Origin of the sequence: uncultured Sphingomonas sp. (assembly GCF_913777625.1) — a bacterium.
GTDB lineage: Bacteria > Pseudomonadota > Alphaproteobacteria > Sphingomonadales > Sphingomonadaceae > Sphingomonas.
On the sequence record NZ_CAJYTI010000003.1, the window covers coordinates 1 to 22,667 of the forward strand.

General features: G+C 66.9%; 19 protein-coding genes and 1 pseudogene. 9 read left to right on the top strand and 11 right to left on the bottom strand.

Annotation, left to right across the window (positions count from 1 at the left end; translation table 11 throughout):
- The 4 genes and pseudogenes from QZ814_RS01445 to carA form a co-directional block, all read right to left on the bottom strand.
- Nucleotides 1–116, bottom strand: a pseudogene (locus tag QZ814_RS01445) (transcription elongation factor GreA); the annotation flags it as partial.
- A 94-nt stretch (nt 117–210) separates the two neighbouring features.
- Nucleotides 211–3,543, bottom strand: a complete 3,333-nt coding sequence (gene carB, locus QZ814_RS01450; RefSeq protein WP_294329272.1) for a carbamoyl-phosphate synthase large subunit — start codon at nt 3,541–3,543, stop codon at nt 211–213.
- Entirely contained in the window at nt 3,527–3,808 is a 282-nt protein-coding gene (locus tag QZ814_RS01455; protein ID WP_294329273.1) for a hypothetical protein, read from the bottom strand. The genes carB and QZ814_RS01455 overlap by 17 nt, the downstream gene beginning before the upstream one ends.
- Nucleotides 3,805–4,968 carry a glutamine-hydrolyzing carbamoyl-phosphate synthase small subunit gene (gene carA / locus QZ814_RS01460; protein WP_294329274.1) on the bottom strand — a complete coding sequence of 388 codons (1,164 nt, stop codon included), beginning with the start codon at nt 4,966–4,968 and terminating at the stop codon, nt 3,805–3,807. Before carA ends, QZ814_RS01455 begins: the two co-directional genes overlap by 4 nt.
- A gap of 141 nt (nt 4,969–5,109) precedes the next feature.
- Here carA and QZ814_RS01465 point away from each other — a divergent pair, with 141 nt between their 5' ends.
- The 8 genes from QZ814_RS01465 (at nt 5,110) to QZ814_RS01500 (ending at nt 13,823) form a co-directional block, all read left to right on the top strand.
- The gene (locus QZ814_RS01465; RefSeq protein ID WP_294329275.1) at nt 5,110–5,562 is read left to right on the top strand and encodes a GatB/YqeY domain-containing protein; all 453 of its coding nucleotides are present in this window, start codon (nt 5,110–5,112) and stop codon (nt 5,560–5,562) included.
- A gap of 70 nt (nt 5,563–5,632) precedes the next feature.
- The gene (locus QZ814_RS01470; protein ID WP_294329276.1) at nt 5,633–6,148 is read left to right on the top strand and encodes an endonuclease domain-containing protein; all 516 of its coding nucleotides are present in this window, start codon (nt 5,633–5,635) and stop codon (nt 6,146–6,148) included.
- Nucleotides 6,148–8,040, top strand: a complete 1,893-nt coding sequence (gene dnaG / locus QZ814_RS01475; RefSeq protein ID WP_294329278.1) for a DNA primase — start codon at nt 6,148–6,150, stop codon at nt 8,038–8,040. The genes QZ814_RS01470 and dnaG overlap by 1 nt, the downstream gene beginning before the upstream one ends.
- 42 nt (nt 8,041–8,082) lie before the next feature.
- On the top strand, nt 8,083–10,110 hold the full coding sequence (gene rpoD / locus QZ814_RS01480; protein WP_294329280.1) for an RNA polymerase sigma factor RpoD: 2,028 nt from the start codon (nt 8,083–8,085) through the stop codon (nt 10,108–10,110).
- 206 nt (nt 10,111–10,316) lie between these two features.
- Nucleotides 10,317–10,982 (top strand): hypothetical protein, encoded by a 666-nt coding sequence (locus QZ814_RS01485; RefSeq protein WP_294329281.1) that lies wholly within the window; start codon nt 10,317–10,319, stop codon nt 10,980–10,982.
- A gap of 53 nt (nt 10,983–11,035) precedes the next feature.
- A complete protein-coding gene (locus QZ814_RS01490) occupies nt 11,036–11,878 on the top strand; it encodes a MoxR family ATPase (RefSeq protein ID WP_294329282.1) in 843 nt (280 codons plus the stop codon).
- A gap of 71 nt (nt 11,879–11,949) precedes the next feature.
- Complete coding sequence (locus tag QZ814_RS01495) at nt 11,950–13,128, top strand: VWA domain-containing protein (RefSeq protein ID WP_294329284.1); 1,179 nt, start codon at nt 11,950–11,952, stop codon at nt 13,126–13,128.
- A gap of 14 nt (nt 13,129–13,142) precedes the next feature.
- Entirely contained in the window at nt 13,143–13,823 is a 681-nt protein-coding gene (locus QZ814_RS01500) for a DUF2185 domain-containing protein (protein ID WP_294329285.1), read from the top strand.
- Here QZ814_RS01500 and QZ814_RS01505 read toward each other — a convergent pair whose 3' ends face one another.
- The gene (locus tag QZ814_RS01505) at nt 13,824–14,096 is read right to left on the bottom strand and encodes an Hpt domain-containing protein (protein WP_294329286.1); all 273 of its coding nucleotides are present in this window, start codon (nt 14,094–14,096) and stop codon (nt 13,824–13,826) included.
- A 114-nt stretch (nt 14,097–14,210) separates the two neighbouring features.
- On the opposite strand from QZ814_RS01505, the gene QZ814_RS01510 reads away from it, so the two are divergent.
- Nucleotides 14,211–16,469, top strand: coding sequence for a hypothetical protein (locus tag QZ814_RS01510; RefSeq protein ID WP_294329287.1), 2,259 nt, complete (start codon nt 14,211–14,213; stop codon nt 16,467–16,469).
- 3 nt (nt 16,470–16,472) lie between these two features.
- Here the strand turns inward: QZ814_RS01510 and QZ814_RS01515 are convergent, their stop codons facing one another.
- From QZ814_RS01515 to QZ814_RS01540, 6 genes are all read right to left on the bottom strand, one after another.
- Nucleotides 16,473–17,528: a LacI family DNA-binding transcriptional regulator gene (locus QZ814_RS01515; protein ID WP_294329288.1), complete on the bottom strand. Its 1,056-nt coding sequence runs from the start codon at nt 17,526–17,528 to the stop codon at nt 16,473–16,475.
- 365 nt (nt 17,529–17,893) lie between these two features.
- Entirely contained in the window at nt 17,894–19,447 is a 1,554-nt protein-coding gene (locus QZ814_RS01520) for an alkaline phosphatase D family protein (RefSeq protein ID WP_294329289.1), read from the bottom strand.
- A gap of 68 nt (nt 19,448–19,515) precedes the next feature.
- A complete protein-coding gene (locus QZ814_RS01525; RefSeq protein WP_294329290.1) occupies nt 19,516–19,929 on the bottom strand; it encodes a hypothetical protein in 414 nt (137 codons plus the stop codon).
- 40 nt (nt 19,930–19,969) lie between these two features.
- Complete coding sequence (locus tag QZ814_RS01530) at nt 19,970–20,230, bottom strand: DUF1467 family protein (protein ID WP_294329291.1); 261 nt, start codon at nt 20,228–20,230, stop codon at nt 19,970–19,972.
- 10 nt (nt 20,231–20,240) lie between these two features.
- The gene (locus tag QZ814_RS01535; RefSeq protein ID WP_294329292.1) at nt 20,241–21,878 is read right to left on the bottom strand and encodes a ribonuclease J; all 1,638 of its coding nucleotides are present in this window, start codon (nt 21,876–21,878) and stop codon (nt 20,241–20,243) included.
- Nucleotides 21,879–22,661: a type III pantothenate kinase gene (locus QZ814_RS01540; protein WP_294329293.1), complete on the bottom strand. Its 783-nt coding sequence runs from the start codon at nt 22,659–22,661 to the stop codon at nt 21,879–21,881.
- Nucleotides 22,662–22,667: the final 6 nt, after the last annotated feature.

Sequence of the window (22,667 nt, forward strand, 5' to 3'; positions counted from 1 at the left end):
CGCGCTTCCTCGATCGCGTCGACGATCAGCGGCCGCTCTTCTTTCAGACGCCGCAGGTCCTGGGTGAGCTTGTCATAGCCCTCCTGGAGCATCGGCATCTTTTCGACGGTCGCCATATTCCTAGTCCCCAATTCTTACGCATTCCCGGTACGGACCGCCCTTCCCAAAGGGACGAGCGGCCCGCCAGCACATCATGTTCTCATGTCGGGATCAGTTGTGCGAACGCGAATAGTAGGATTGCAGGGGACGTACTTCAAGACCACGGCTGCCAGCAGCCGCAATCGCCTTCGCCGCCTCGACGCTGGCGGGCGCCGTGGTGAAGTAGGGAATCTTCTGACCCAGCGCGGCTTCGCGGATCGGCTTGGAGTCCTTCAGGCTCTGCCACCCCTCGGTCGTGTTGAAGATCAGGGTGATGCCGCCGTCCTTGATCCGGTCGACGATATGCGGCCGCCCTTGCGCCACCTTGTTGATCTTCTCGACCGTGACGCCTGCACGGTCGAGATAGTCGGCGGTGCCGCCCGTGGCGACGATCGCGAAGCCCGCTTCCGACAGCATCCGGGCGGCGGGAACGATCTGTTCCTTGTCGCCGTCCTTCACGCTGATGAAGACCGCGCCTTCGGTCGGCAGGACGGTGCCCGCCCCCAGCTGCGACTTCGCAAACGCGGTGGTGAAGTCGGGGTCGATGCCCATAACCTCGCCCGTGGACTTCATTTCGGGCGACAGCACCGGGTCGACGCCGGGGAAGCGCGCGAAGGGGAAGACCGCTTCCTTGACCGCATAATAATCAATGTGACGGTCGATCTGCGGCAGGTCGGCCAGCTTCTCACCAGCCATGACGCGCGCGGCGATCTTGGCGATAGGGGTGCCGATCGCTTTGGCGACGAAGGGCACGGTCCGGCTGGCGCGCGGGTTGACCTCGATCAGATAGACCGTGCCGTCCTTCACCGCGAACTGGATGTTCATCAGGCCGCGCACGTTGAGGCCGCGCGCGAGCGCTTCCGCCTGACGCTCGATCTCGGCGATGATCTCGGCCGACAGGCTGTAGGGCGGCAGCGAGCAGGCGGAGTCGCCCGAATGGACGCCCGCTTCCTCGATATGCTGGAGCACGCCCGCCACGACGACCTGGTCGCCGTCGCAGATCGCGTCCACGTCCACCTCGATCGCGTCGCGCAGATACTGGTCGATCAGCACCGGGGCGTCGCCCGACACCTGCACCGCCGTCTGGATATAATCCTCCAGCTGCTGCGGCCCGTCGACGATCTCCATGGCGCGGCCGCCCAGCACGAAGCTGGGGCGCATCAGCACCGGATAGCCGACGCGCTCGGCGACGATCAGCGCTTCCTCGCGGCTGCGCGCGATGCCGTTCTTGGGCTGGTGCAGCTTCAGCTTGTCGACCAGCGCCGCGAACTGCTCACGGTCCTCGGCCAGGTCGATCGCATCGGGGCTCGTGCCCAGGATCGGGATACCGGCCGATTCCAGCGCGCGGGCGAGGTTCAGCGGAGTCTGACCACCGAACTGCACGATCACGCCGACCAGCTCGCCCTTCGACTTCTCGACGTCGAGAATGGCCAGCACGTCCTCGGCGGTCAGCGGCTCGAAATAGAGCCGGTCCGAGGTGTCATAATCGGTACTGACCGTTTCCGGGTTGCAGTTGACCATGATCGTCTCATAGCCCGCATCCGCCAGCGCGAAGCAGGCGTGGCAGCAGCAATAGTCGAACTCGATGCCCTGCCCGATCCGGTTCGGACCACCGCCCAGAATGACGACCTTCTTGCGGTCGCTGGGGACGGCCTCGTCCTCGGGCTCGCCGAAGGTCGGGGCCTCGTAGGTCGAGTACATATACGGCGTCTTGGCGTCGAACTCGGCCGCACAGGTGTCGATCCGCTTGAAGACCGGACGCACGCCCAGCTTCTGGCGATGCTCGCGCACCTCCTGCTCGGTCACGCCGCCGGTCATCATCTTGACGACCTCGTGGATCAGGCCAGACCCACGCGCGATGCCGCGATCCATGCCGCGCAGGTTCGCCGATTGCAGCGCCAGATAGGCGAGCCGCTTGTCGGAGAAACCCATCGCCTTCAGGCGGCGCATACCGGCCGCGTCCTGCGGCAAGCCGTTCTGCATCACCTCGGCTTCGGCCGCGACGATCTCGGCGATCCGCTCCAGGAACCAGGGATCGTACTTCGCGATCGCATGGACTTCGGCGACGGTGAAGCCTTCGCGCAGCGCCTGGGCCGCGATCAGCAGCCGGTCCGGGGTGGCTTTGGCCAGCGCCGCCTCGATCTCGGCACGCGGCGCGCCGACCAGATGCTCGACATCGTTGAAGCCGCTGAGGCCAGTTTCCAGACCGCGCAGCGCCTTCTGCATGGACTCGTGGATGTTGCGGCCGATCGCCATGACCTCGCCGACCGACTTCATCGCGGTCGACAGGACGGGTTCGGAGCCCTTGAACTTCTCGAAGGCGAAGCGCGGGATCTTGGTGACGACATAGTCGATCGTCGGCTCGAACGACGCCGGCGTCGCGCCGGTGATGTCGTTGTCGATCTCATCCAGCGTATAGCCCACCGCCAGCTTCGCCGCGACCTTGGCGATCGGGAAGCCGGTCGCCTTCGACGCGAGCGCCGACGAGCGCGACACGCGCGGGTTCATCTCGATGACGATCAGGCGGCCGTCCTTCGGGTTGACCGCGAACTGCACGTTCGAGCCGCCCGTCTCCACGCCAATCTCACGCAGCACCGCCAGGCTGGCGTTGCGCATGATCTGATATTCCTTGTCGGTCAGGGTCAGCGCGGGCGCGACGGTGATCGAGTCGCCGGTATGGACGCCCATCGGGTCGATATTCTCGATCGAGCAGATGATGATGGAATTGTCGTTGCGATCGCGCACGACCTCCATCTCATATTCCTTCCAACCGAGGAGCGATTCCTCGATCAGCACCTCGGTCGTCGGCGATGCGTCGAGCCCGGCGCGGACGATAGCGATGAACTCTTCGCGGTTATACGCGACGCCGCCGCCGGTGCCGCCCAGCGTGAAGCTGGGGCGGATGATGGCGGGCAGGCCGACCTTCTCCAGCCCCGCCAGCGCCTCCGCCTCGGTATGCGCGATGGCCGAGCGGGCCGATTCCAGCCCGATCTTCTCCATCGCGACCTTGAACTTCTGACGGTCCTCGGCCTTGTCGATCGCCTCGGCATCCGCGCCGATCATCTGGACGCCGAACTTCTCCAGCGTGCCGTCATGGAACAGCGCCAGCGCGGTGTTCAGCGCGGTCTGGCCGCCCATGGTCGGCAGGACCGCGTCGGGGCGCTCCTTCTCGATGATCTTGGCGACCACCGCGGGCGTGATCGGCTCGACATAGGTCGCGTCGGCCAGCTCGGGATCAGTCATGATCGTCGCCGGGTTCGAATTGACCAGGACGATGCGATAGCCCTCTTCCTTCAGGGCCTTGATCGCCTGCGTGCCCGAATAATCGAACTCGCACGCCTGACCGATGACGATCGGCCCCGCGCCGATGACGAGGATGGAGGAGATATCAGTGCGCTTGGGCATTGGTGACCACTTGTCCCGGTTCGAGTACGTCTAAATTCAGCCCGCCTGCGTTCGCCTTTTGCAACGAGCACCGCCCCACGACCACTTTCGGCCGGGCAGTGTTCGACATGGCTTCGGCGCGAGCCGATCGAAAATCACTGACGCTGGTGTTGCAGCCCTTCGCCCAATCCCGATCGGTGTGGCGATAGGCGGGCCGGAGGTCCCAGAACGTCACGAAGAGTGCCAGAGCGGCGAGAGGTATAAAGATCGCAAGTGCGATCTTCACGCCATCATCCCCACGAACCGCTCGAACAGATAGAGGCTGTCCTGCGGGCCCGGGCTGGCCTCGGGGTGGTATTGCACGCTGAACGCCGGGCGGTCGGTGAGTTCGATGCCGGCGTTGGAGCCGTCGAACAGCGACACATGCGTCTCGCGGGCATTGGCCGGCAGGCTCTCGCGCTCGACGGCGAAGCCGTGGTTCATGCTGGTGATCTCGACCGCACCATCTTCCAGCCGCTTGACCGGATGGTTGGCGCCGCGATGGCCCTGGAACATCTTGGTGGTCTCAGCACCCACCGCGAGGCCGAGCAGCTGGTGGCCGAGGCAGATGCCGAACAGCGGCTTGCCGGTCTCGAGCAGCTGGCGGATCACCGGCACGGCATATTCGCCGGTCGCGGCGGGATCGCCCGGGCCGTTGGAGAGGAAGAAGCCGTCCGGGTTGAACGCCATCACCTGCTCGAAGGTCGCGGTGGCGGGCAGCACGGTCACGTCCGCGCCGGCCTGCACCAGGTTGCGGAAGATGTTGCGCTTCGAGCCATAGTCGATCGCGACGACCTGCGGTCGCTTGGTCTCCGGCCGGCTGGTGTCATAGCCGGCACCGAGCTTCCACACGCCGCCTTCCCAGCCGAAATGCGTCTCGCACGAGACGGTGACGGCGAGGTCCATGCCCTCCAGCCCCGGCCAGCAGCGCGCCTTTTCGAGCAGCGCGTCGAGGTCGAACTTGCCCTCCTTCGAGTGCGCGATCACGCCGTTCGGCGCGCCGCCCAGCCGGATGCGGCGGGTGAGCGCGCGGGTGTCGATACCCGACAGGCCGATGCGGTTGTGCTTCGCCATCCAGGCATCGAGATGCTCGGTGCTGCGGAAGTTCGACGGCTCGGTCACGTCCTGGCGGACGATCATGCCCAGCGCATGAGGGTCATCGGCCTCGATGTCGTCGGGGTTGGCGCCGACATTGCCAATGTGCGGGAAGGTGAAATTGATGATCTGACCGGCGAAGCTCGGGTCGGTCATGATCTCCTGGTAGCCGGTCATCGCGGTGTGGAAGCAGACCTCGCCGACGGCATCGCCTTCGGCACCGAATCCTCGACCCCACAATATCTCGCCGCTCGCCAGAACCAGAACGCCCGTGGCTCCAACGGGCATGGACAAGGGTTTGGCGTCGGCCATTTGGGGCGGGCACTCCTGCTTTGGGTTTGCGATGTTGCTAAGGGCCGCCCGCTAGACCCCGATGGCCGCAGCGTCAATCTGTTAAGTTTTCCGGGCCTCCGCTATGGTTCCCGGCTTACCGTACAAAGATCGAGAGAAACGATGATTCGCGACGACATCAAGGCTGCGCTGGTGACTGCCATGAAGGGCGGAGACAAGGCGTCGACCGCCACGATCCGCCTGATCCAGAGCGCGATCAAGAACCGCGACATCGAAGCGCGCACCGGCAAGGCGCCCGAGGACGACGACGTGCTGGTGGTCGAGGTGCTGCAGAAGATGGTCAAGCAGCGCCGCGAATCGATCGAGATGTACGTGAAGGGCGGGCGGCAGGAACTCGCCGATGCGGAAGCCGCCGAGGTGGTGGTGATCGAACGCTTCCTGCCGCAGCAGATGAGCGAGGCGGAAACCACCGCCGCGATCGAGGCGATCAAGGCCGAGCTTGGGGCGGGCGGCATGAAGGACATGGGCCGGGTGATGGCCGAACTGAAGGGCCGCCACGCGGCGCAACTCGACATGAGCAAGGCCAGCGCGCTGGTGAAGGCAGCGCTGAGCTGAGATGAAAGTCTGCGCTCCCCTCCCGCGGAGCGAGTTTCAGGTCGATCATGCCCCCGGCATGATCTAATCGATGCGGGGCATCGATTACCTGAAACTGGGTCGGGGGAGGGAATGGAACCAGGCACCCACGGACGCCGAGCTGGCGCTGTGGCAGGCATTGAGCGCACGGAAGGTTGCCGGCGTACGGTTCAACCGGCAGGTGAAGGTCCCGCCCTATGTGTGTGACCTCGTGGCGCGGAGTTTGAAGCTGGTCGTCGAGGTCGACGGCGGGCAGCATGCGGTGAATGCCGCAGAGGACGCGCTACGGACGCGATATCTGGAAGCGAAGGGGTATCGCGTGGTGCGATTCTGGAACAACGACGTGCTCGGCAATTTGGACGGCGTCGTCGCCGAGATCGAGCGGGTGATCGCCGCGATGCTTGAGCAGCCCCGGCGCAAAGTACGCAACGGCGCCGTCCCCTCCCCCAACCCCTCCCGCAAGCGGGAGGGGAGCGATGGAGCCGAAGCGACGCAGCCTGCGCACCCCTTCCGCTTGCGGGAGGGGTCGGGGGAGGGGCTGAGTAAGCCCCCCCGGGTGAGCAGGTAATGTCCCTAACCCCCGCCTTTCTAGACGAGCTCCGCGCCCGTACCACGCTGTCCACCCTCATCGCCAAGTCGGTGAAGCTGCAGCGCGCGGGCAAGGAGTTCCGCGCCTGCTGCCCGTTCCACAACGAGAAGACCCCCAGCTTCTACGTCAACGACGACAAGGGCTTCTACCATTGCTTCGGCTGCGGCGCGCATGGCGATGCGATCCGCTGGATGACCGACCAGCGCGGCCTGCCCTTCATCGATGCGGTGAAGGAACTGGCCCAGGCCGCCGGGCTCGACATGCCGGAGCAGGACCGCCGCGCCGCCGAAAAGGCCGAGCGCGCGCGTGGCCTGCACGAGCTGATGGGCGACGCAGCAACCTGGTTCACCGAGCGGCTGAACGGCATCGAGGGCGCCGAGGCGCGCGCCGTGCTCCAACGTCGCGGCATCACCCCCGAGATCGCGCGCAGCTTCGGTCTCGGCTTCGCCCCCGATTCGCGCGGCAAGCTCAAGGAAGCGCTGAAGGCATATGGCGATCCGATGCTGGTCGAATCCGGCATGCTGATCGCCGTCGAGGGCAAGGAGCCGTACGACCGCTTCCGCGGCCGGCTGATGATCCCGATCCGCGACGTGCGCGGGCGGACGATCGCGTTCGGCGGCCGGATCATCGGCGACGGCGAGCCCAAATATCTCAACTCCCCCGAGACCCCGCTCTTCGACAAGGGTCGCACGCTCTACAATCTCGATCGCGCCCAGGCCGCCGCGCGCAAGGCCGACCGGGTGATCGCGGTCGAGGGTTATATGGACGTGATCGCGCTCGCCCAGGCCGGGTTCGGCGAAGTGGTCGCCCCGCTCGGCACCGCGCTCACCGAACACCAGCTCGAACGGCTGTGGCGATTGTCCGAAGTGCCCCTGCTCTGCTTCGACGGCGATTCGGCCGGGCAGAAGGCCGCGCTGCGTGCCGCGCACCGCGCGCTGCCGATGCTCGCCCCCGGCAGAAGCCTTGCTTTCGTCACCCTGCCCCAGGGCCTAGATCCGGACGATCTGGTCCGTGCGCAGGGCCCGGCCGCGTTCGAGGCCCTGCTGGCCAAGCCCGAGCCGCTGGTCGATCGGCTGTGGGCGAGCGAGGTCGCGGCGGGTCCGCTCGACACGCCCGAGCAGCGCGCGGGCCTCAAGCGCCGCCTCAGCGAACTTGCTGAACAGATTCAGGATCCGAACGTAAAGCACGAATATATCGCCGAATTCCGTGCGCGTGCGGACCAGCAGTTCGGCCGCGGCCCGCGCGAGTTCCGCAAGGATCAGCGCGGTCCCGCCCCTGCCCGCCAGCAGCGCGGCACGCGCAACGCCCGCGGCATGTGGCAGCCGCCCGAGCCGCCGCCGTCGCATCTGATCCGCGGCGTGCAGGCGAGCGGGCTCGATCCCATATTGGCACGCGCGGTGCTCGCGGGGCTGATTCGACACCCTGTCGAGATCGCGCGGCACATGGAGATTCTCGGCAGCCTGCGCAGTGCCTCCGGCGCGCTCGGCCGGCTGTTCGAGGCGGTGGTGGAGGTCGCTCTCGCCAATCCGGGCCTGCGTCAACTTGATAGCGAGGATTTCCTCACCATATTGGCGGGGTCGGGTTTCGATTCAGTGGCAAGCGAGTTGCTTCGCGCAGATACGCTCCCCTTCTCCTTCACGCGGCCCGCGGCCGACGTGACGAAGGCGCGCGAGGATCTGGGCGAGGCAATTGCGGTGATGGCGGCGCAGCCCGCCGTCGATGTGGCGCTCGCCGAGGCGACCGCTGCCCTGATGCGCGACGGCACCGAGGAAGCGTTCGCCCGCCAGGTGGCGCTTTCGCGGCAACGGCAGGAGCTTTTGGATCGGCTTGCCAATCTGATGCTTGCGGAAGACGGCGAATTTGAGGAATAGAGGCGGTGTAAAATTGCCGCCATCTGAGTTTCGAGGGATTTGATGGCGAAGGCGAACATGGCAGACGTCACCGACACGAGCGACACGAGTGACGCGCCGCTGATCGATCTGAACGAAGGTTCGATCAAGAAGCTGGTCGCGCGTGCGAAAAAGCGCGGCTACATCACCGTCGATCAGCTGAACGAGATGCTGCCGCAGGACCAGATGTCCTCGGAGCAGATCGAAGACGTGATGGCCGCGCTCAACGACATGGGTATCAACGTCGTCGAGAACGAGGACGCGGGCGAGGACGCCGAGACCGAGGACGACTCGGCCGACGACGCCGAGACCGCGGACAGCAGCGACGATTCCGCGCCTGCCTTCGAGATCGCGAAGAAGAAGGAAACCGTCGATCGCACCGACGATCCGGTGCGCATGTACCTGCGCGAGATGGGCGCCGTCGAGCTGCTCAGCCGCGAGGGCGAAATCGCGATCGCCAAGCGCATCGAGGCCGGCCGCGACACGATGATCTTGGGGCTCTGCGAGTCGCCGATCACGTTCAACGCGATCATCGGCTGGTCGACCGCGCTCAACGAAGGCACGATGCAGCTGCGCGAGATCCTCGATCTCGACGCCATGCTCTCCAAGGGTCCGTCGGCCGAGCAGGTCGAGGGTGCCGAGGACGACAATGGCGAGATCAGCGAATCGAGCACCGGCCCCACCTTCAAGGAAGAGGAAGAGCCCGAGGAAGCCGCGGCGGACGAAGACGACGAGCTGACCGAGCGCCGCGCGCGCCGCCCCTCGGACGACGAGGAGGAGGACAACACCCTCTCGCTCGCCCAGATGGAAGAGCAGCTCAAACCGCAGGCGCTCGAGAAGTTCGCGAACATCACCGCGATCTACAAGAAGTTCGGCAAGGTCCAGCAGCAGCGGCTCGACACCATGTCGGCCGGCGAGGACTTCCCGGCGGCGGAAGAGAAGAAGTACAACAAGCTCCGCGAGGAACTGACCGCCGAGGTGGAGAGCGTCCAGTTCCACCAGGCGAAGATCGAGTACCTCGTCGACCAGCTCTACAGCTTCAACCGGCGCCTGACGGCACTGGGCGGCCAGATGCTGCGTCTCGCCGAGCGCCACAAGGTCAGTCGCAAGGACTTCCTCGATCGCTATGTCGACCACGAGCTGGACGAGAACTGGCTGCCGACCGTGGTCGGCGTCGACAAGAAGTGGAAGGCCTTCGTCGAGAACGAAGGCGCCTCGGTCGATCGCATCCGCACCGAGATGAGCGAGATCGCCCAGCAGACGGGCATGACGCTCACCGAGTTCCGCCGCATCGTCAACATGGTGCAGAAGGGCGAGCGCGAGGCGCGCATCGCGAAGAAGGAGATGGTCGAGGCCAATCTCCGCCTCGTGATCTCGATTGCCAAGAAGTACACCAATCGCGGCCTGCAGTTCCTGGATCTCATCCAGGAGGGCAATATCGGCCTGATGAAGGCGGTGGATAAGTTCGAATATCGCCGCGGCTACAAGTTCAGCACCTATGCGACCTGGTGGATCCGCCAGGCGATCACTCGTTCGATCGCCGATCAGGCGCGCACCATCCGTATTCCGGTGCACATGATCGAGACGATCAACAAGCTGGTGCGCACCAGCCGCCAGTTCCTCCACGAGCAGGGCCGCGAGCCCACGCCCGAGGAAATGGCCGAGCGCCTGAGCATGCCGCTCGAGAAGGTGCGCAAGGTGATGAAGATCGCCAAGGAGCCGATCAGCCTCGAAACGCCGATCGGCGACGAGGAAGACAGCCATCTGGGCGACTTCATCGAGGACAAGAACGCGATCATTCCGGTCGACGCGGCGATCCAGGCGAACCTCAAGGAAACGGTCACCCGCGTCCTGGCGAGCCTCACCCCGCGCGAGGAGCGCGTGCTGCGCATGCGCTTCGGCATCGGCATGAACACCGATCACACGCTGGAAGAAGTCGGCCAGCAATTCTCGGTGACGCGCGAGCGTATCCGCCAAATCGAGGCCAAGGCGCTCCGCAAGCTGAAGCACCCGAGCCGCAGCCGAAAGATGCGCAGCTTCCTCGACCAGTAAACGCTCCAGCGTATCGCAAGACATGGAACGGCTCCGGCTTCGGCTGGGGCCGTTTTCTTTTGGGACAATCGTTCCAGACGCGTAAATTCGGGCTTTTCAAGATTAATGCGCACGTAACCATCTTTCTACGCGCCTTGGTATATTCCCCTATGCCAAGCCCTTCCTGCCCGCTCGCTGCCGACGGCGCTGCCCAGAGGAAGAAGGACATGCTCTTCGAAACCGCACAACTCGAACATCTGTCGGGGGCATGGGGATCGATGGGCGCACTGGCCGGTACCGATGGCAGCGCACTCCATCCGCACCTGCGGGCGCTGCGTGCCGGCGCCCTGCCCCGCCGCGACCTAGCGGACGCCATCCATCATGTCGCGCGGCTGCACGGACGCCATCCGGGCCTGATCGACTATGCGACCGCGCACGCCCGCCGCCCGGTGGAATGCGACTGGATCGAGGCAGCGGCCGAAGCCTTTGTCGCCGAGCGCGCCTATCTGGTGCGGCTGGTGGCGGCCGCCGGCCCCCTGCCCAGCACGCCTGGCCATGCCGAGAGCGAAGCAGCCGCGGCGGCCCAGCGCCACGCGCTCGACATGCTCGCCCAGTCGGATCGTGCCGGATGTGCGACCGGCGCGGCGATCGCGCTCGCGATCGACTGGGTGTCGATCCGGTCGGTGCTGGACCGCGCCGCGGCCAGCTTCGGGCTCACCCCCGCCCCGGCACGCCTGCCGATCCCCGAGGAGACGGTGAGCGTGGTCGATGCGCTTGCCCGCGAAGCGGCGCACGAACGCGCGATGCTGTTCGGCGCGCAACAGGTCTTCGCCCAGCATCGCGGGCTGTGGGACCTACTGGAGGCCCGCGCGAGCGCCCGCAGCCGGGGCTGACCTGCCCCTCGGGATGGGTTGCATCCCGCCACTGTTCGGCCCACCTTGCGGCCATGCGCTTCGAAGGCACCCAAAGCTATGTCGCCACCGCCGACCTGAAGGTCGCGGTCAATGCCGCGGTCACGCTGCGCCGCCCGCTGCTGGTCAAGGGCGAGCCTGGTACCGGCAAGACCGTGCTGGCGACCGAAATCGCCAAGGCGGTGGGCGCGCCGCTGATCGAGTGGAACGTCAAGTCGACGACCAAGGCGCAGCAGGGTCTCTACGAATATGACGCAGTGGCGCGTCTGCGCGACGGGCAGCTCGGTGACCCGCGCGTGCACGACATCGGCAACTATATCCGCAAGGGCAAGCTCTGGGAGGCCTTCACCAGCCCCACCTTGCCCGTGCTGCTGATCGACGAGATCGACAAGGCTGATATCGAGTTCCCGAACGACCTGCTCCAGGAACTCGATCGCATGGAATTCCATGTCTATGAGACCGGCGAGACGGTCCGCGCGGTGGAGCGGCCGATCGTGGTCATCACCTCGAACAACGAGAAGGAGCTGCCCGACGCGTTCCTGCGCCGCTGTTTCTTCCACTATATTAAGTTCCCCGACCGCGACACGATGCAGGCGATCGTCGACGTCCACTTCCCCGGCATCCAGAAGCTGCTGGTCAGCCGCGCGATGGAGCTGTTCTACGAGATCCGCGAGGTGCCCGGTCTCAAGAAGAAGCCGTCGACCAGCGAGTTGCTCGACTGGCTCAAGCTGCTGCTCCATGAGGAAATGCCGCTGGAGGTGCTCCAGTCGCGCGATCCCACCAAGGCGATCCCCCCGCTCCACGGCGCACTGCTCAAGAACGAGCAGGACGTGATGCTGTTCGAGCGGCTCGCCTTCATGGCGCGGCGGCAGAAGTGACGCGCCAGGCTGCCTTCCTCCGGCGGTCAACGTAATGGACGCCGCTTCCCCCAGAGGTGTAGTCTAGGCTCATGTTCCTCGCCTTTCTCGACGAACTGCGCGCCGCGGGCATCCCTGCCAGCCTCAAGGAACATCTGCTGCTGCTGGAGGCGCTCGACGCGCAGGTGATCGAGCCCACGCCCGAGGCCTTCTACTTCCTCGCCCGCGCCACCTATGTGAAGGACGAAGGGCTGCTCGACCGGTTCGACCAGGTCTTCGCCAAGGTCTTTCGCGGCATTGCCACCAGCTATGGTGTCGCGCCGGCCGACATCCCCGAGGAATGGCTCCGCGCCGTTGCCGACAAGTACCTGACCGACGAGGAAAAGGCGCAGATCGAGGCGCTCGGCTCGTGGGAAAAGCTGATGGAGACGCTCCAGCAGCGGCTCGCCGAGCAGCACGAGCGCCACCAGGGTGGGAACAAGTGGATCGGCACCGGCGGCACCTCGCCCTTCGGCAATGGCGGCTACAACCCTGAAGGCGTACGGATCGGCGGCGAAAGCAAGCACCAACGCGCGGTGAAGGTTTGGGAGGCGCGCGACTATCGCAACCTCGATTCCAGCCGCGAGCTCGGCACCCGCAACATCAAGGTGGCGCTGCGCCGCCTGCGCCGCTTCGCTCGCGAGGGTGCGGCGGAAGAACTGGACATCGACGGCACGATCGCCGGTACCGCCCGCCAGGGCTGGCTCGACGTGAAGATGCGCCCCGAACGGCACAACGCGGTGAAGCTGCTGCTCTTCCTCGACGTCGGTGGGTCGATGGACCCGTTCGTCAAGCTCTGCGAAGAGCTGTTCTCGGCGGCGACCAGCGAGTTCAAGAACCTCGAATTCTTCTATTTCCACAACTGCCTCTACGAAGGCGTGTGGAAGGACAATCGCAGGCGGTTCACCGAGAGCACCCGCACGGCCGATATCCTCCACAAATACGGCCACGACTATAAGGTGATCTTCGTCGGCGATGCCGCTATGAGCCCATATGAGATCACCCATGTCGGCGGCTCTGTCGAGCACATGAACGAGGAGTCCGGCGCCACCTGGCTGCAGCGGATGACCGACACCTATCCCGCCACCATATGGCTGAACGTGCTGCCCGAGGCGCAATGGCGCTATTCGCACTCGGTGACGATGATCGGCGAGCTGATGCGCGACCGGATGTATCCGCTCACGATTGCAGGGATCGATGCGGCGATGCGCGAGTTGAGTCGCAAGCGATGAGACCGATCCGCGACATGTTCCATCGGTGGCGCCGGCGCTGGCTCGGCAGCTACACGATCGCCGATCCCCGGCCGATTGCCGAAGGCGCGCCCTATACCTTCTTCCTGCCGAGCGAGAACGAGGTGCTGGCGCTGCGGCCGGGCGATCTGGTGAAGCTCATCTTCCAGTCGACGCCGCCGTCGCGCGAATATGCCGCCGAGCGCATGTGGGCGATCGTCCGCCGCATCGAAGGCGATCGTCTATGGGGCGAGCTCGACAACGTCCCGCTCGACATCCCGCAGTTGCGGCCGGGGAGCACCATCGCCTTCCGGCGAGAGGACGTGATCGACCTGCGCTGGGGCGAGGACCATGCGGTGCGCCCGCCCTCCGCGCCGGCGCGGCGCCACTATGAGGCGCGCTGCCTCGTCGACGCCTGCGTACTGCAGGACCGCACCGCCGTGCATTATCTGTATCGCGAATTGCCGCTGCCGCCTGCCATCGGCGACAAGCCGGACAGCGGGTGGCGCATCCGCGGCGATTATCGTGGGCTCCAAGACGAGGCGATCGGCGCGCGGCAGGTCGAGTGCGTGTCGCTCGGCGCGGTGCTCAACATCGACGACAGCTGGCTGCACCTGATCGACATGCCGACCGGCTCCGCCTTCGTCCGCAACTGGGATACCGACCGGTTCGAGCCGGAGTCCGCCGAAGCGGACTGATCAGTCGGCGAGATCGGCACGCCAGCAGGCGGCGCCGCCCTGCAGCGTCTCCCGCACCGCCGCATCGATCCCCGGCATGCCGACGCTGCCGGCCAGACACTGGAGCCGCAACGCCGCGCCCGCCCAGCGCTCGGCGTCGGCAGGCGAGGTGCCAAGGCCAGCGGCGCGGTGCAGGCTGTCGAGAAAGGCGTGCTGCAACTGCCCGACCAGCGCCGGATCCTTCTCGATCTCGCTGGCCAGAGACGTATCGAAAACGGCGTGATCGTAGAGCATGCCCTTGTGTACGCGCGCGATCGTTAACCATTCGTTCCTCACCACCCTTGGTCCCGGCGGCAAAGCTGGTAGAGTGGCCGGATGACTGGGGGATCTACCGCCGAATCCGCTGCGATGCCTGAACCGCTGCCCGCTGAACCGCCGGTGATGGCGGAGAGCCTCGTCATCCATCCGCCCGCGCCGGAGGCATTCGAGGAAGGACCCGCGCCGCGTTCGCCGATCGAGTGGCTCGCGCCGCTGGTGGCGATCGTCGTCGGAGTCGGCGCGACCTATGGCATGGCCTCGCTCGCGGTGCCGGCCTGGTACGAGCCGCTGAGTGCCTTTGCGCGCATCCAGCTGCTGGCGGCGCTCTGCGTGCCGGGCGGCGTCGTTGCCCTGCTCTATCTCGTCGTGATGCGCACCAGCCACGCCGAGGCGCGCCGCTTCGGCCAGACCGCCTGGGCGATGCACGAGGCCGCCGCGCAGCTGGAGGCCCGTACCGCCGCCCTCACCGATCGTCTGGTCGCCCAGCGCGCAGCGCTCGCCGAGCAGGAAACCACCCTGTCGGTGCTGAGCGACGCCGCGGCCGAACGGCTCGCCCATGCCGCCGCCAGCGCCGCGCGCCAGGCCGAGACGGTCGGCACCGGCACGCGCCAGCTCAGCGAAGCGACCAGCGCGGCCGAGCGCAGCGTGGCGGTGGTCCTCGCCTCGCTCCCGCGCGCGCACGAGGAAATGCGCGGCCTTGCCGATCGGGTGGATGCCGCCGGGCTCCAGGCCGGGCAGACCGCCGCTGCACTCGACATCCAGCTCAGCGTGCTGGCCGAGCGCGGTCGCGAGGCCGATCGCATCGCCAGCGGCGCGGCCGAACGGCTCGCGGCACATGTCGCCCGAATGGAAGCGACCAGCGAGGCCGCGAGCAGCCGCCTCGAGCAGGTGACCGACCAGATGTCTGCCCAGGTGGACGGCGTGCTCGATCGCGCCGCCGCCGCCGTCGACCAGTCGCGTCAGAGCATCGCCGCGCAGGGCGAGGCGATGCTGGCGATGCTCGGTGCCAACCAGGCCGCGCTGGAGCGCGCCGGGGAGGACAGCAGCACGCTGATGGCGCAGCGCATGGCGCTGATCGAGGATGCGATCATCCGCATCTCCGCCCGGTTGAGCGAGGAGCAGCGGCGCGGCGACGCACTGTTCGCCCGGCTCTCCGAAGGCGCCAGCGAATTCGATCGCGAGCTGGAGGTGCTCCACGCCGCCGGCACCCGCCGCACCGAGGCGCTGGCGACCGCGATCCACAGCCTCCACCAGTCAATGGACGGCATGACCGAATCGATGCGCACCGGCGAAGCGACCGCGCGCGGGGTGATCACCACCTCGGAAGAGCTGCTCACCGCCCTCGATGCCGCCGCACGCGAGATCGACGAGACCATGCCCGCCGCGCTCCAGCGGCTCGACGGCCACATCGACGCGACGCGCAAGCGGATCGCGGCGTCCAGGCCCGAGCTTCTCGGCCTCGTCACTGCGGCGGAGTCGACCCATGATGCGGTGGAAGGCATTGCCGCGACCGTCGTCCGCCAGCAGGCAGCGCTCGATCGGGGGCGCGCCGCGCTCGCGCAGACGCTGGTCACCGCCACCGAACAGGCGGAGACGCTCAGCCAGGCGGTGGATGCCGCAATCCTGCACGCCAGGAGCTTCACCAGCGACGCCGCACCGGAACTGATCGAAACGCTGATCCGCGTCCGCGACAGCGCCAACAAGGCCGCCGATCATGCCCGCGAGGCGGTCGACGGCATCGTGCCGGCGGTCCACCGGGTGTTGCAGGACGCAACGGACGCCGCAGTCGAACGCGCCGTCGAGGTCTCGGTCCGCCAGCAGGTGGAGACGCTGACCCGCGCCACCGATGCCGCGATCGGTGCGGCTGCCCGTGCCGCCGAGCATCTCCGCGCGCAGCTGACCGCGATCGAAGGCGCGACCCAGGCCGCCGATGCCTGGATCGCCGAAGCGCAGGAGGCACAGGAACGCGCCGACAGCGACGGCTTCGCCCACCGCATGGCGCTGCTGATCGACGCGCTCCATTCGACCTCGATCGACATTGCCAAGACCTTCTCGACTGAAGTGACCGACGGCGCCTGGGGCGCCTATCTGAAGGGCGATCGCGGCGTGTTCACGCGTCGCGCGGTACGGCTGCTGGCGCCCCACGAGGCGCGCGAGATCCACCGGCTCTACGACCATGACGACACGTTCCGCGAGAATGTGCACCGCTATGTCCATGATTTCGAGACGATGCTCCGCCAGGTGCTGGGCCTGCGCGAGGGCAATCCGCTGGCAGTGACGCTGCTCTCGTCCGACGCGGGCAAGCTCTATGTCGCGCTGGCCCAGGCGATCGAGCGACTGCGCGCCTGACGCTTATCGCGCCGGCGGTCGCCGGGTGGAGTCGCGAACGATCAGCGTCGCCGGCAGCGTGAGCGGTGCCGATATGGCGGGGCCGCGCCCGGCACAGGCCTCGATGATCCGCTCCACCGCCTTGGCGGTAATATCGGCGATCGGCTGCGACACCGCGGTGAGTGCGGGGCTGCCGAAGCGGACGATCGGCGTGTCGTCGAAGCTGATCAGCGAGACGTCCTCCGGCACGCTCAGCCCGCGCCCGCGCGCCGCCGCCATCGTCGCCAGTGCGGTCTGGTCGTTGGCGGCGATCACCGCAGTGACCTCGGCGCGGTCGAGCAGCCTGCGGGCCGCGACCAGCCCGCCATCATAGGAAAAGTCGCCGGTCTCGAGCAGCCCTTCGGCAGACAGGCCTACCGCCGCCATCGCCGCCTGCCAGCCCTCGACGCGCCAGGCGCTCAGTTCATAGTCAGCGGGCCCGGCGATGAAGCCGATACGGCGATGGCCGAGCGCGAGCAGATGCTCGGTCGCCTGCCGCGCGCCGCCGCGATCGTCCTGCACCAGCCTGTGCCCCGGGCCGTCCGCCACCGATCCAATCCGGGCGATCTCGATCCCCTTCTCGGCCAGCAGCCGCAGAATGACCGGATCTTGCGAATGTGGCGGGGTGAGGATCGCGCCATCCGGCTGCAGCGCGGCGATTGCGGCGCCCAGTTCGCGCTCGATCTGCTCGCTCTGGGTGTCGATCAGCTCGACGATCATGCGATAGCCGTGTGCCGCGCAGGCGAGCATGCCGCCGAGGAGCATCTGGTCGACCCAGTCGCGGCCCTCGCGCGCGCGCCAATCGGCGATCGTCCGCTCGCGATCCTTGAGCGCGAGGATCAGATAGGAGCGCGAGCCGCTCATCCGCTGCGCCGCCCGCGAGGGGACATAGCCGAGCTTGGCGATCGACGCCTGCACCCGGTGCAGCATCTCGGGCCGCACACCCGGCTCCTGGTTGATCACCCGGCTGACCGTCTGCAGCGAAACGCCGGCATCGGCCGCGACATGGCGAATGGTCACCGACTGATGCCGACGAGACATGCGGCCTCCCTCCCGTTCTTCTTCGCTCAGCGGCGCCGTGGCCGCAACAGACAGGGTCGCAGCTCCCCGGCCGCCGCCGGGGTCAGCGGAGCGAGAATGCCGCGCGTGCCTTGCGGCAGGAGCGCGGTCATCCCCCGTCGACCGGCGGCGGTCGCGGGTTTTCTCGACTTGCCGAGCGAGCGGATCGCGGTCGCGATCTCGGCATTCTCAACCGCACCAACGCCCTGCCCGCGCTGATCGGCACGGCGATTGCCTGGCTGGCGACGCCCCCCCGGCAGCTTCGGCCCGCTGCCGTTCCTGCTCGCCGGCCTCACCTTTGCCGCGGCGGGCAGCCTTCTTGCCCGCCGTTCAACCAGGCCCGCCCTTCAGGCGAAATCGAGCTGCGGGCGTCCGTGCGGCACGATCGCGGTCCGCGCGGTCTTCACCGGGGCGCCCGGCTCGCTGACCGTATCGACGGTACGGAACTGCGCCTGCCACTGGTCGCGCGTGACCTCGCAAAGCAAATAGCCGCGGCGGTCGTTCACATATTTGAGATAGGGATTGCGGCCGAGGATCTTGTCGCTGCCCTTGCGAACATCGGCCCCGTCGCCGCCCGAACTGATCGAGGTGGAGACGAACTCCACCGCCACCGTATCGCCCTCGCCGGCACGGGTGCGCAGCTCGCCGGCATAATTCTGGTGCTCGTCTCCGGTCAGCACCACGACATTGCCGTGCCCGGCAAAGCTGTGGAGCAGCCGCTCGCGCGGGCGATCATAGCCGCCCCAGCTGTCCATGTTGCGGATCGGCGCGGGCTCGTCCGCCGTCCGGCGGTCGAGCGGCATCACCATCACCTGCTGGGCGATCGCGTTCCAGCGCGCCTTGCCCTCGGCTAGGTTGCGGCCCAGCCATGCCTCTTGCGGGCTGCCCAGCACCTGAGCATCAGCCGCATCCCAGCCCGCGCAGCGCGGCTTGAAGCCGTCGTCGCAGGGCTGATCGCTGCGGAACTGGCGGGTATCGAGCAGATGCAGGTCGAGCAGGTCGCCGAAGCGCGCCCGCCGATAGGCCTGGATCGCGCCGCCCCTGGGGATCGCGCCGCTGCGCACCGGCATATGCTCGTACCAGGCCTGGAACGCGGCGGCGCGGCGCAGCAGGAAGGCCTCGGTTGGGGTGCCGTTCTGGTCACGGTCGCTGACCCAGTTGTTCTGCACCTCGTGATCGTCGAACGTCGCATACCACCCGGTGGCGGCGTGCGCAGCCTGGAGATCGGTGTCGGTCTTGTACTGGGCGTAGCGGCGGCGATAATCGTCGAGGCTGAACGGCTCCTCGCCGACATGCGCGCGGAGAAACTTGCGCGGTTCGCCGCCATAGTCGAACGCCACCGGGCTGCTGCGGCCCTCATAGATATAGTCGCCATAATGGAACAGGAAGTCCGCGTCCTCGCGCGCGGCATGGGCATAGGCGGTGTAGAGGCCCTGCTCGTAATGCTGGCAGCCGGCGACGACGAACCGCGCCTTGGCGGCCGGGGCGCCGACGACGGGCAGCGTCTTGACCCGGCCGCGCATCGAGCGCTCGCGGCCGCAGCTGAAACGATACCAATAGGGCCGGTCCGGCTGGAGCCCCTCGACCTCGACATGCACCGAATGGCCGAGTTCTGGGCGGGCGATCGCCTCGCCCCTGGCGGCGACGGTCTTGAACGCAGAGTCCGCGCCCACTTCCCACTGCACCGCGATCGGCGCCATCGGCATGCCGCCATGCGGCTCCAGCGGCTCGGGGGCGAGCCGCGTCCACAGCACGAACCCGTCGGCGGATGCATCGCCCGCCGCCACGCCCAGCGTGAAGGGATAGGCGCGGAAGATCTGCTGCGCCCGCACCAGCGCCGGGGCGGCCAGCAAGGTTGCGCCTGCCGCACCCCAGAGGAGCTCGCGTCTCGTGATGTCCATCTGCCCCATTCCCTTGCGCTCGTGCCAGCCCAGCGCATGGCAAGCGAACGTGACAGAATGGTGAACGTTCACATCGTCCCGCAAAGGTGCGGAGAAAGCGTGGCGACTTCGCGCGCAAGCTCGCGCCGCAGCGTCGCTTGCATCCGCGCCGAAGCGCGAACATAGCCCGGCCAGTCGGCTGCGACCTGTTGCAGCGTCCAGGTGCCGATATGGCTGCTCGACGCCGCCCGCGACAGGTTGGTCGCATCGCGCAGCGCCAGCACCGCCGGATCGCTGCACTCGCCCACCAGTAGTTGTTCGCACAGCGCCGTGACCTGCCGCCGGCGCGCGCTGCTCGCCCGGGTCAGCCGGTAGCGCACCGCCATGACGGCCTTTTCGTCGCAGACCGGCGCGCTGGTGAGCTGCGCCAGCGCATCGAGCGCGGAAAACATCTGGGCATGGTGACGAAGCAGTTCTTCCATCCCGCTCTTATAGGCGGGCATGCGGCCGAAATGATCGAAAAACCGCTGATCTTGCTGTAGGTTAGCGCGTCCAGTCGAGCATGTCGGCGGTCACCCAGCCATAGACGTAATTGAGATAGAAGGCGGTGAAGAGCACCGCCGAGACGATCGTGGTGCGCACCATGACCTTCCTGGGATTGAAGCTGTGCGGCGCACTCGGCGCCTGGCCCGGCACAAGCGGCACGCCCGCCTCCTCGCTGGTCCGCACCCCGAAGGGCAGCACGAAGAACACCGACAACGCCCAGAAGAGCGTATAGATCGCGAGCGCCGACTGCCACCTCATGGGTACGAGACTACGCCTCGATCAGCAGCACGTCCACCACCGGCTTCTTGCCGGTGAAGCGCACCGCGACCCGCCGCACCGCGAGGCGCAGCGACTCGCGCAGCTTCTCGCGATCGCGCCAGTCCTTCGTCACCGCCTCGGCGGCGGCATCGGCGGCGGCATCGATCAGGTCCTCGCGGTCCTCTTCCACCGGCACGCCCTGGATACGGATCTGTGGCTGGCCGAGCAGCTTGCCCTTGCGGTCAATCGCCACCGCGACCGACATCTGGCCGTAGAGCGCGATCCGGCGGCGCTCGCCCATCGTCGCACCATCGGCGGGCAGGATCACGTCGCCGTCGAGCACGAGGCGGCCGACCGTCGCATGGCCGATTTTGGCCGGGCCGTTGGGCGCGAGGCGGATGATCTCGCCATTCTGCTGCTTCACCGCCTTGGGCACGCCCTGTTCGAGCGCGAAGCGGGCCTGTTCGTGCATGTGGCGGATCTCGCCATGCACCGGCACGATGATCTCCGGACGGATCCACTTGTACATCGCGGCCAGTTCCGGCCGACCCGGATGGCCCGAAACATGGACGAAGGCCTGGCGGTCGGTGATGATGTCGACGCCCTTGTCGGCGAGCGTGTTCATGATCTTGCCAATCGCGATTTCGTTGCCCGGGATCTGGCGCGAGGAGAACACCACCAGGTCACCCTGGTGCAGCTTCAGCACATGGCTACCCTCGGCGATGCGGTTGAGCGCCGCGCGCGGCTCGCCCTGGCCGCCGGTCGCGACGATCAGCACGCGCGACGCGGGCAGCGTCATCGCCTTCTCGAAATCGACCGTTTCGGGGAAGTCGCGCAGATAGCCGGTCGCCTTGGCGACGCGGATGATCCGGTCGAGCGACCGGCCGGCGACGCACAGCTCGCGGCCGGTGTCGCGGGCGACCTCGCCCAGCGTCTGCAGTCGCGCCGCGTTGGACGCGAAGGTGGTGACGAGCACCCGCCCCTTCGCCCCGGCGATCACTTCGTCCAGGCCCTTGCGGACCTCGGCTTCGGAGCCCGAGGCTTCGGGATTGAACACGTTGGTCGAATCGCACACCAGCGCGAGCACGCCGGTGTCGCCGATCGCGGTCAGTTCCTCGGCGGTGGCCGAGCCGCCCAGCGACGGCGCCTCGTCCAGCTTCCAGTCGCCGGTGTGGAACACCTTGCCGTACGGCGTCTCGATCAGCACCGCATTGCCCTCGGGGATCGAGTGGGCGAGCGGGGTGTAGGTGATCTTGAACGGGCCGATGTCGAACGGCCCCTCCTCCTTGACCACGTTGAGCTCGATGCGATCCTCGATGCCTTCCTCGGCCAGCTTGCCGTGGATCAGGCCCGCGGTGAACGGCGTCGCATACAGCGGCACGCCCAGATCGGCGGCGAGATAGGGCAGCGCACCAATATGGTCTTCATGTCCGTGCGTCAGCACGATGCCGAGCAGGTCGTCCACCCGGTCCTCGATGAACTGGAGATCGGGCAGGATCACGTCGATGCCCGGATAGCTGGCATCGCCAAAGGTGATGCCGCAATCGACCATCAGCCATTTGCCGTCACAGCCATAGAGATTGACGTTCATGCCAATCTCGCCCGAGCCGCCAAGGGCGAGGAAGAGCAGTTCGTTTCTTGGGGTCACTTAATTTCCTTGCTGGCTGCGTTCCCACAGCATCGCCAAGCCCTGAATGGTGAGGTCGGGCTCGATCGTATCAAAGACAGATGTATGCCTTTCGAAGAGAATCGCCAGCCCACCGGTCGCAATAACCTTGAGCGGCCTACCCACCTCGGTCTTGAGCCGTGCGACCAGCCCCTCGATCATCGCCACATAGCCCCAGTAGATGCCGATGTGCATCTGATCGACGGTGTTGCGGCCGATCACGGTGGCGGTCTCCGGCGCGGAGATGGCGATGCGGGGCAGCTTTGCGGCTGCGGTCACCAGCGCGTCGAGCGACAGGTTGATGCCCGGCGCAATGATCCCGCCCTTGTAGGCACCGCGATAGTCGACCACGTCGAAGGTGGTGGCGGTGCCGAAGTCGATGATGATCAGGTCGCCTTCGTGGCGCGCATGGCCGGCGAGCACGTTGAGCGCACGATCGGCGCCGAGATTCTGCGGCTCGTCCACGTCGAGCGCGAAGCCCCATTCGGCGCTGCCCTTGCCGGCGATCACCGCCTCGGTGCTGAAATATTTGCTGGCGAGCACCTGCAGGTTGTGGAGCGCACGGGGCACGACCGTGCCGACGATCACCCCCGTCACCGCGGCGCGGTCATAGCCCTCCAATGCCAGCAACTGGCTGAGCCACACGGCATATTCGTCGGCGGTGCGGCGCGGATCGGTGGCGATCCGCCAGCGGGCGCGGATCTCGCCGCCGTCCACCAGGGCGAACACGACATTGGTATTGCCGGCGTCGATCGCGAGCAGCATCGCCCT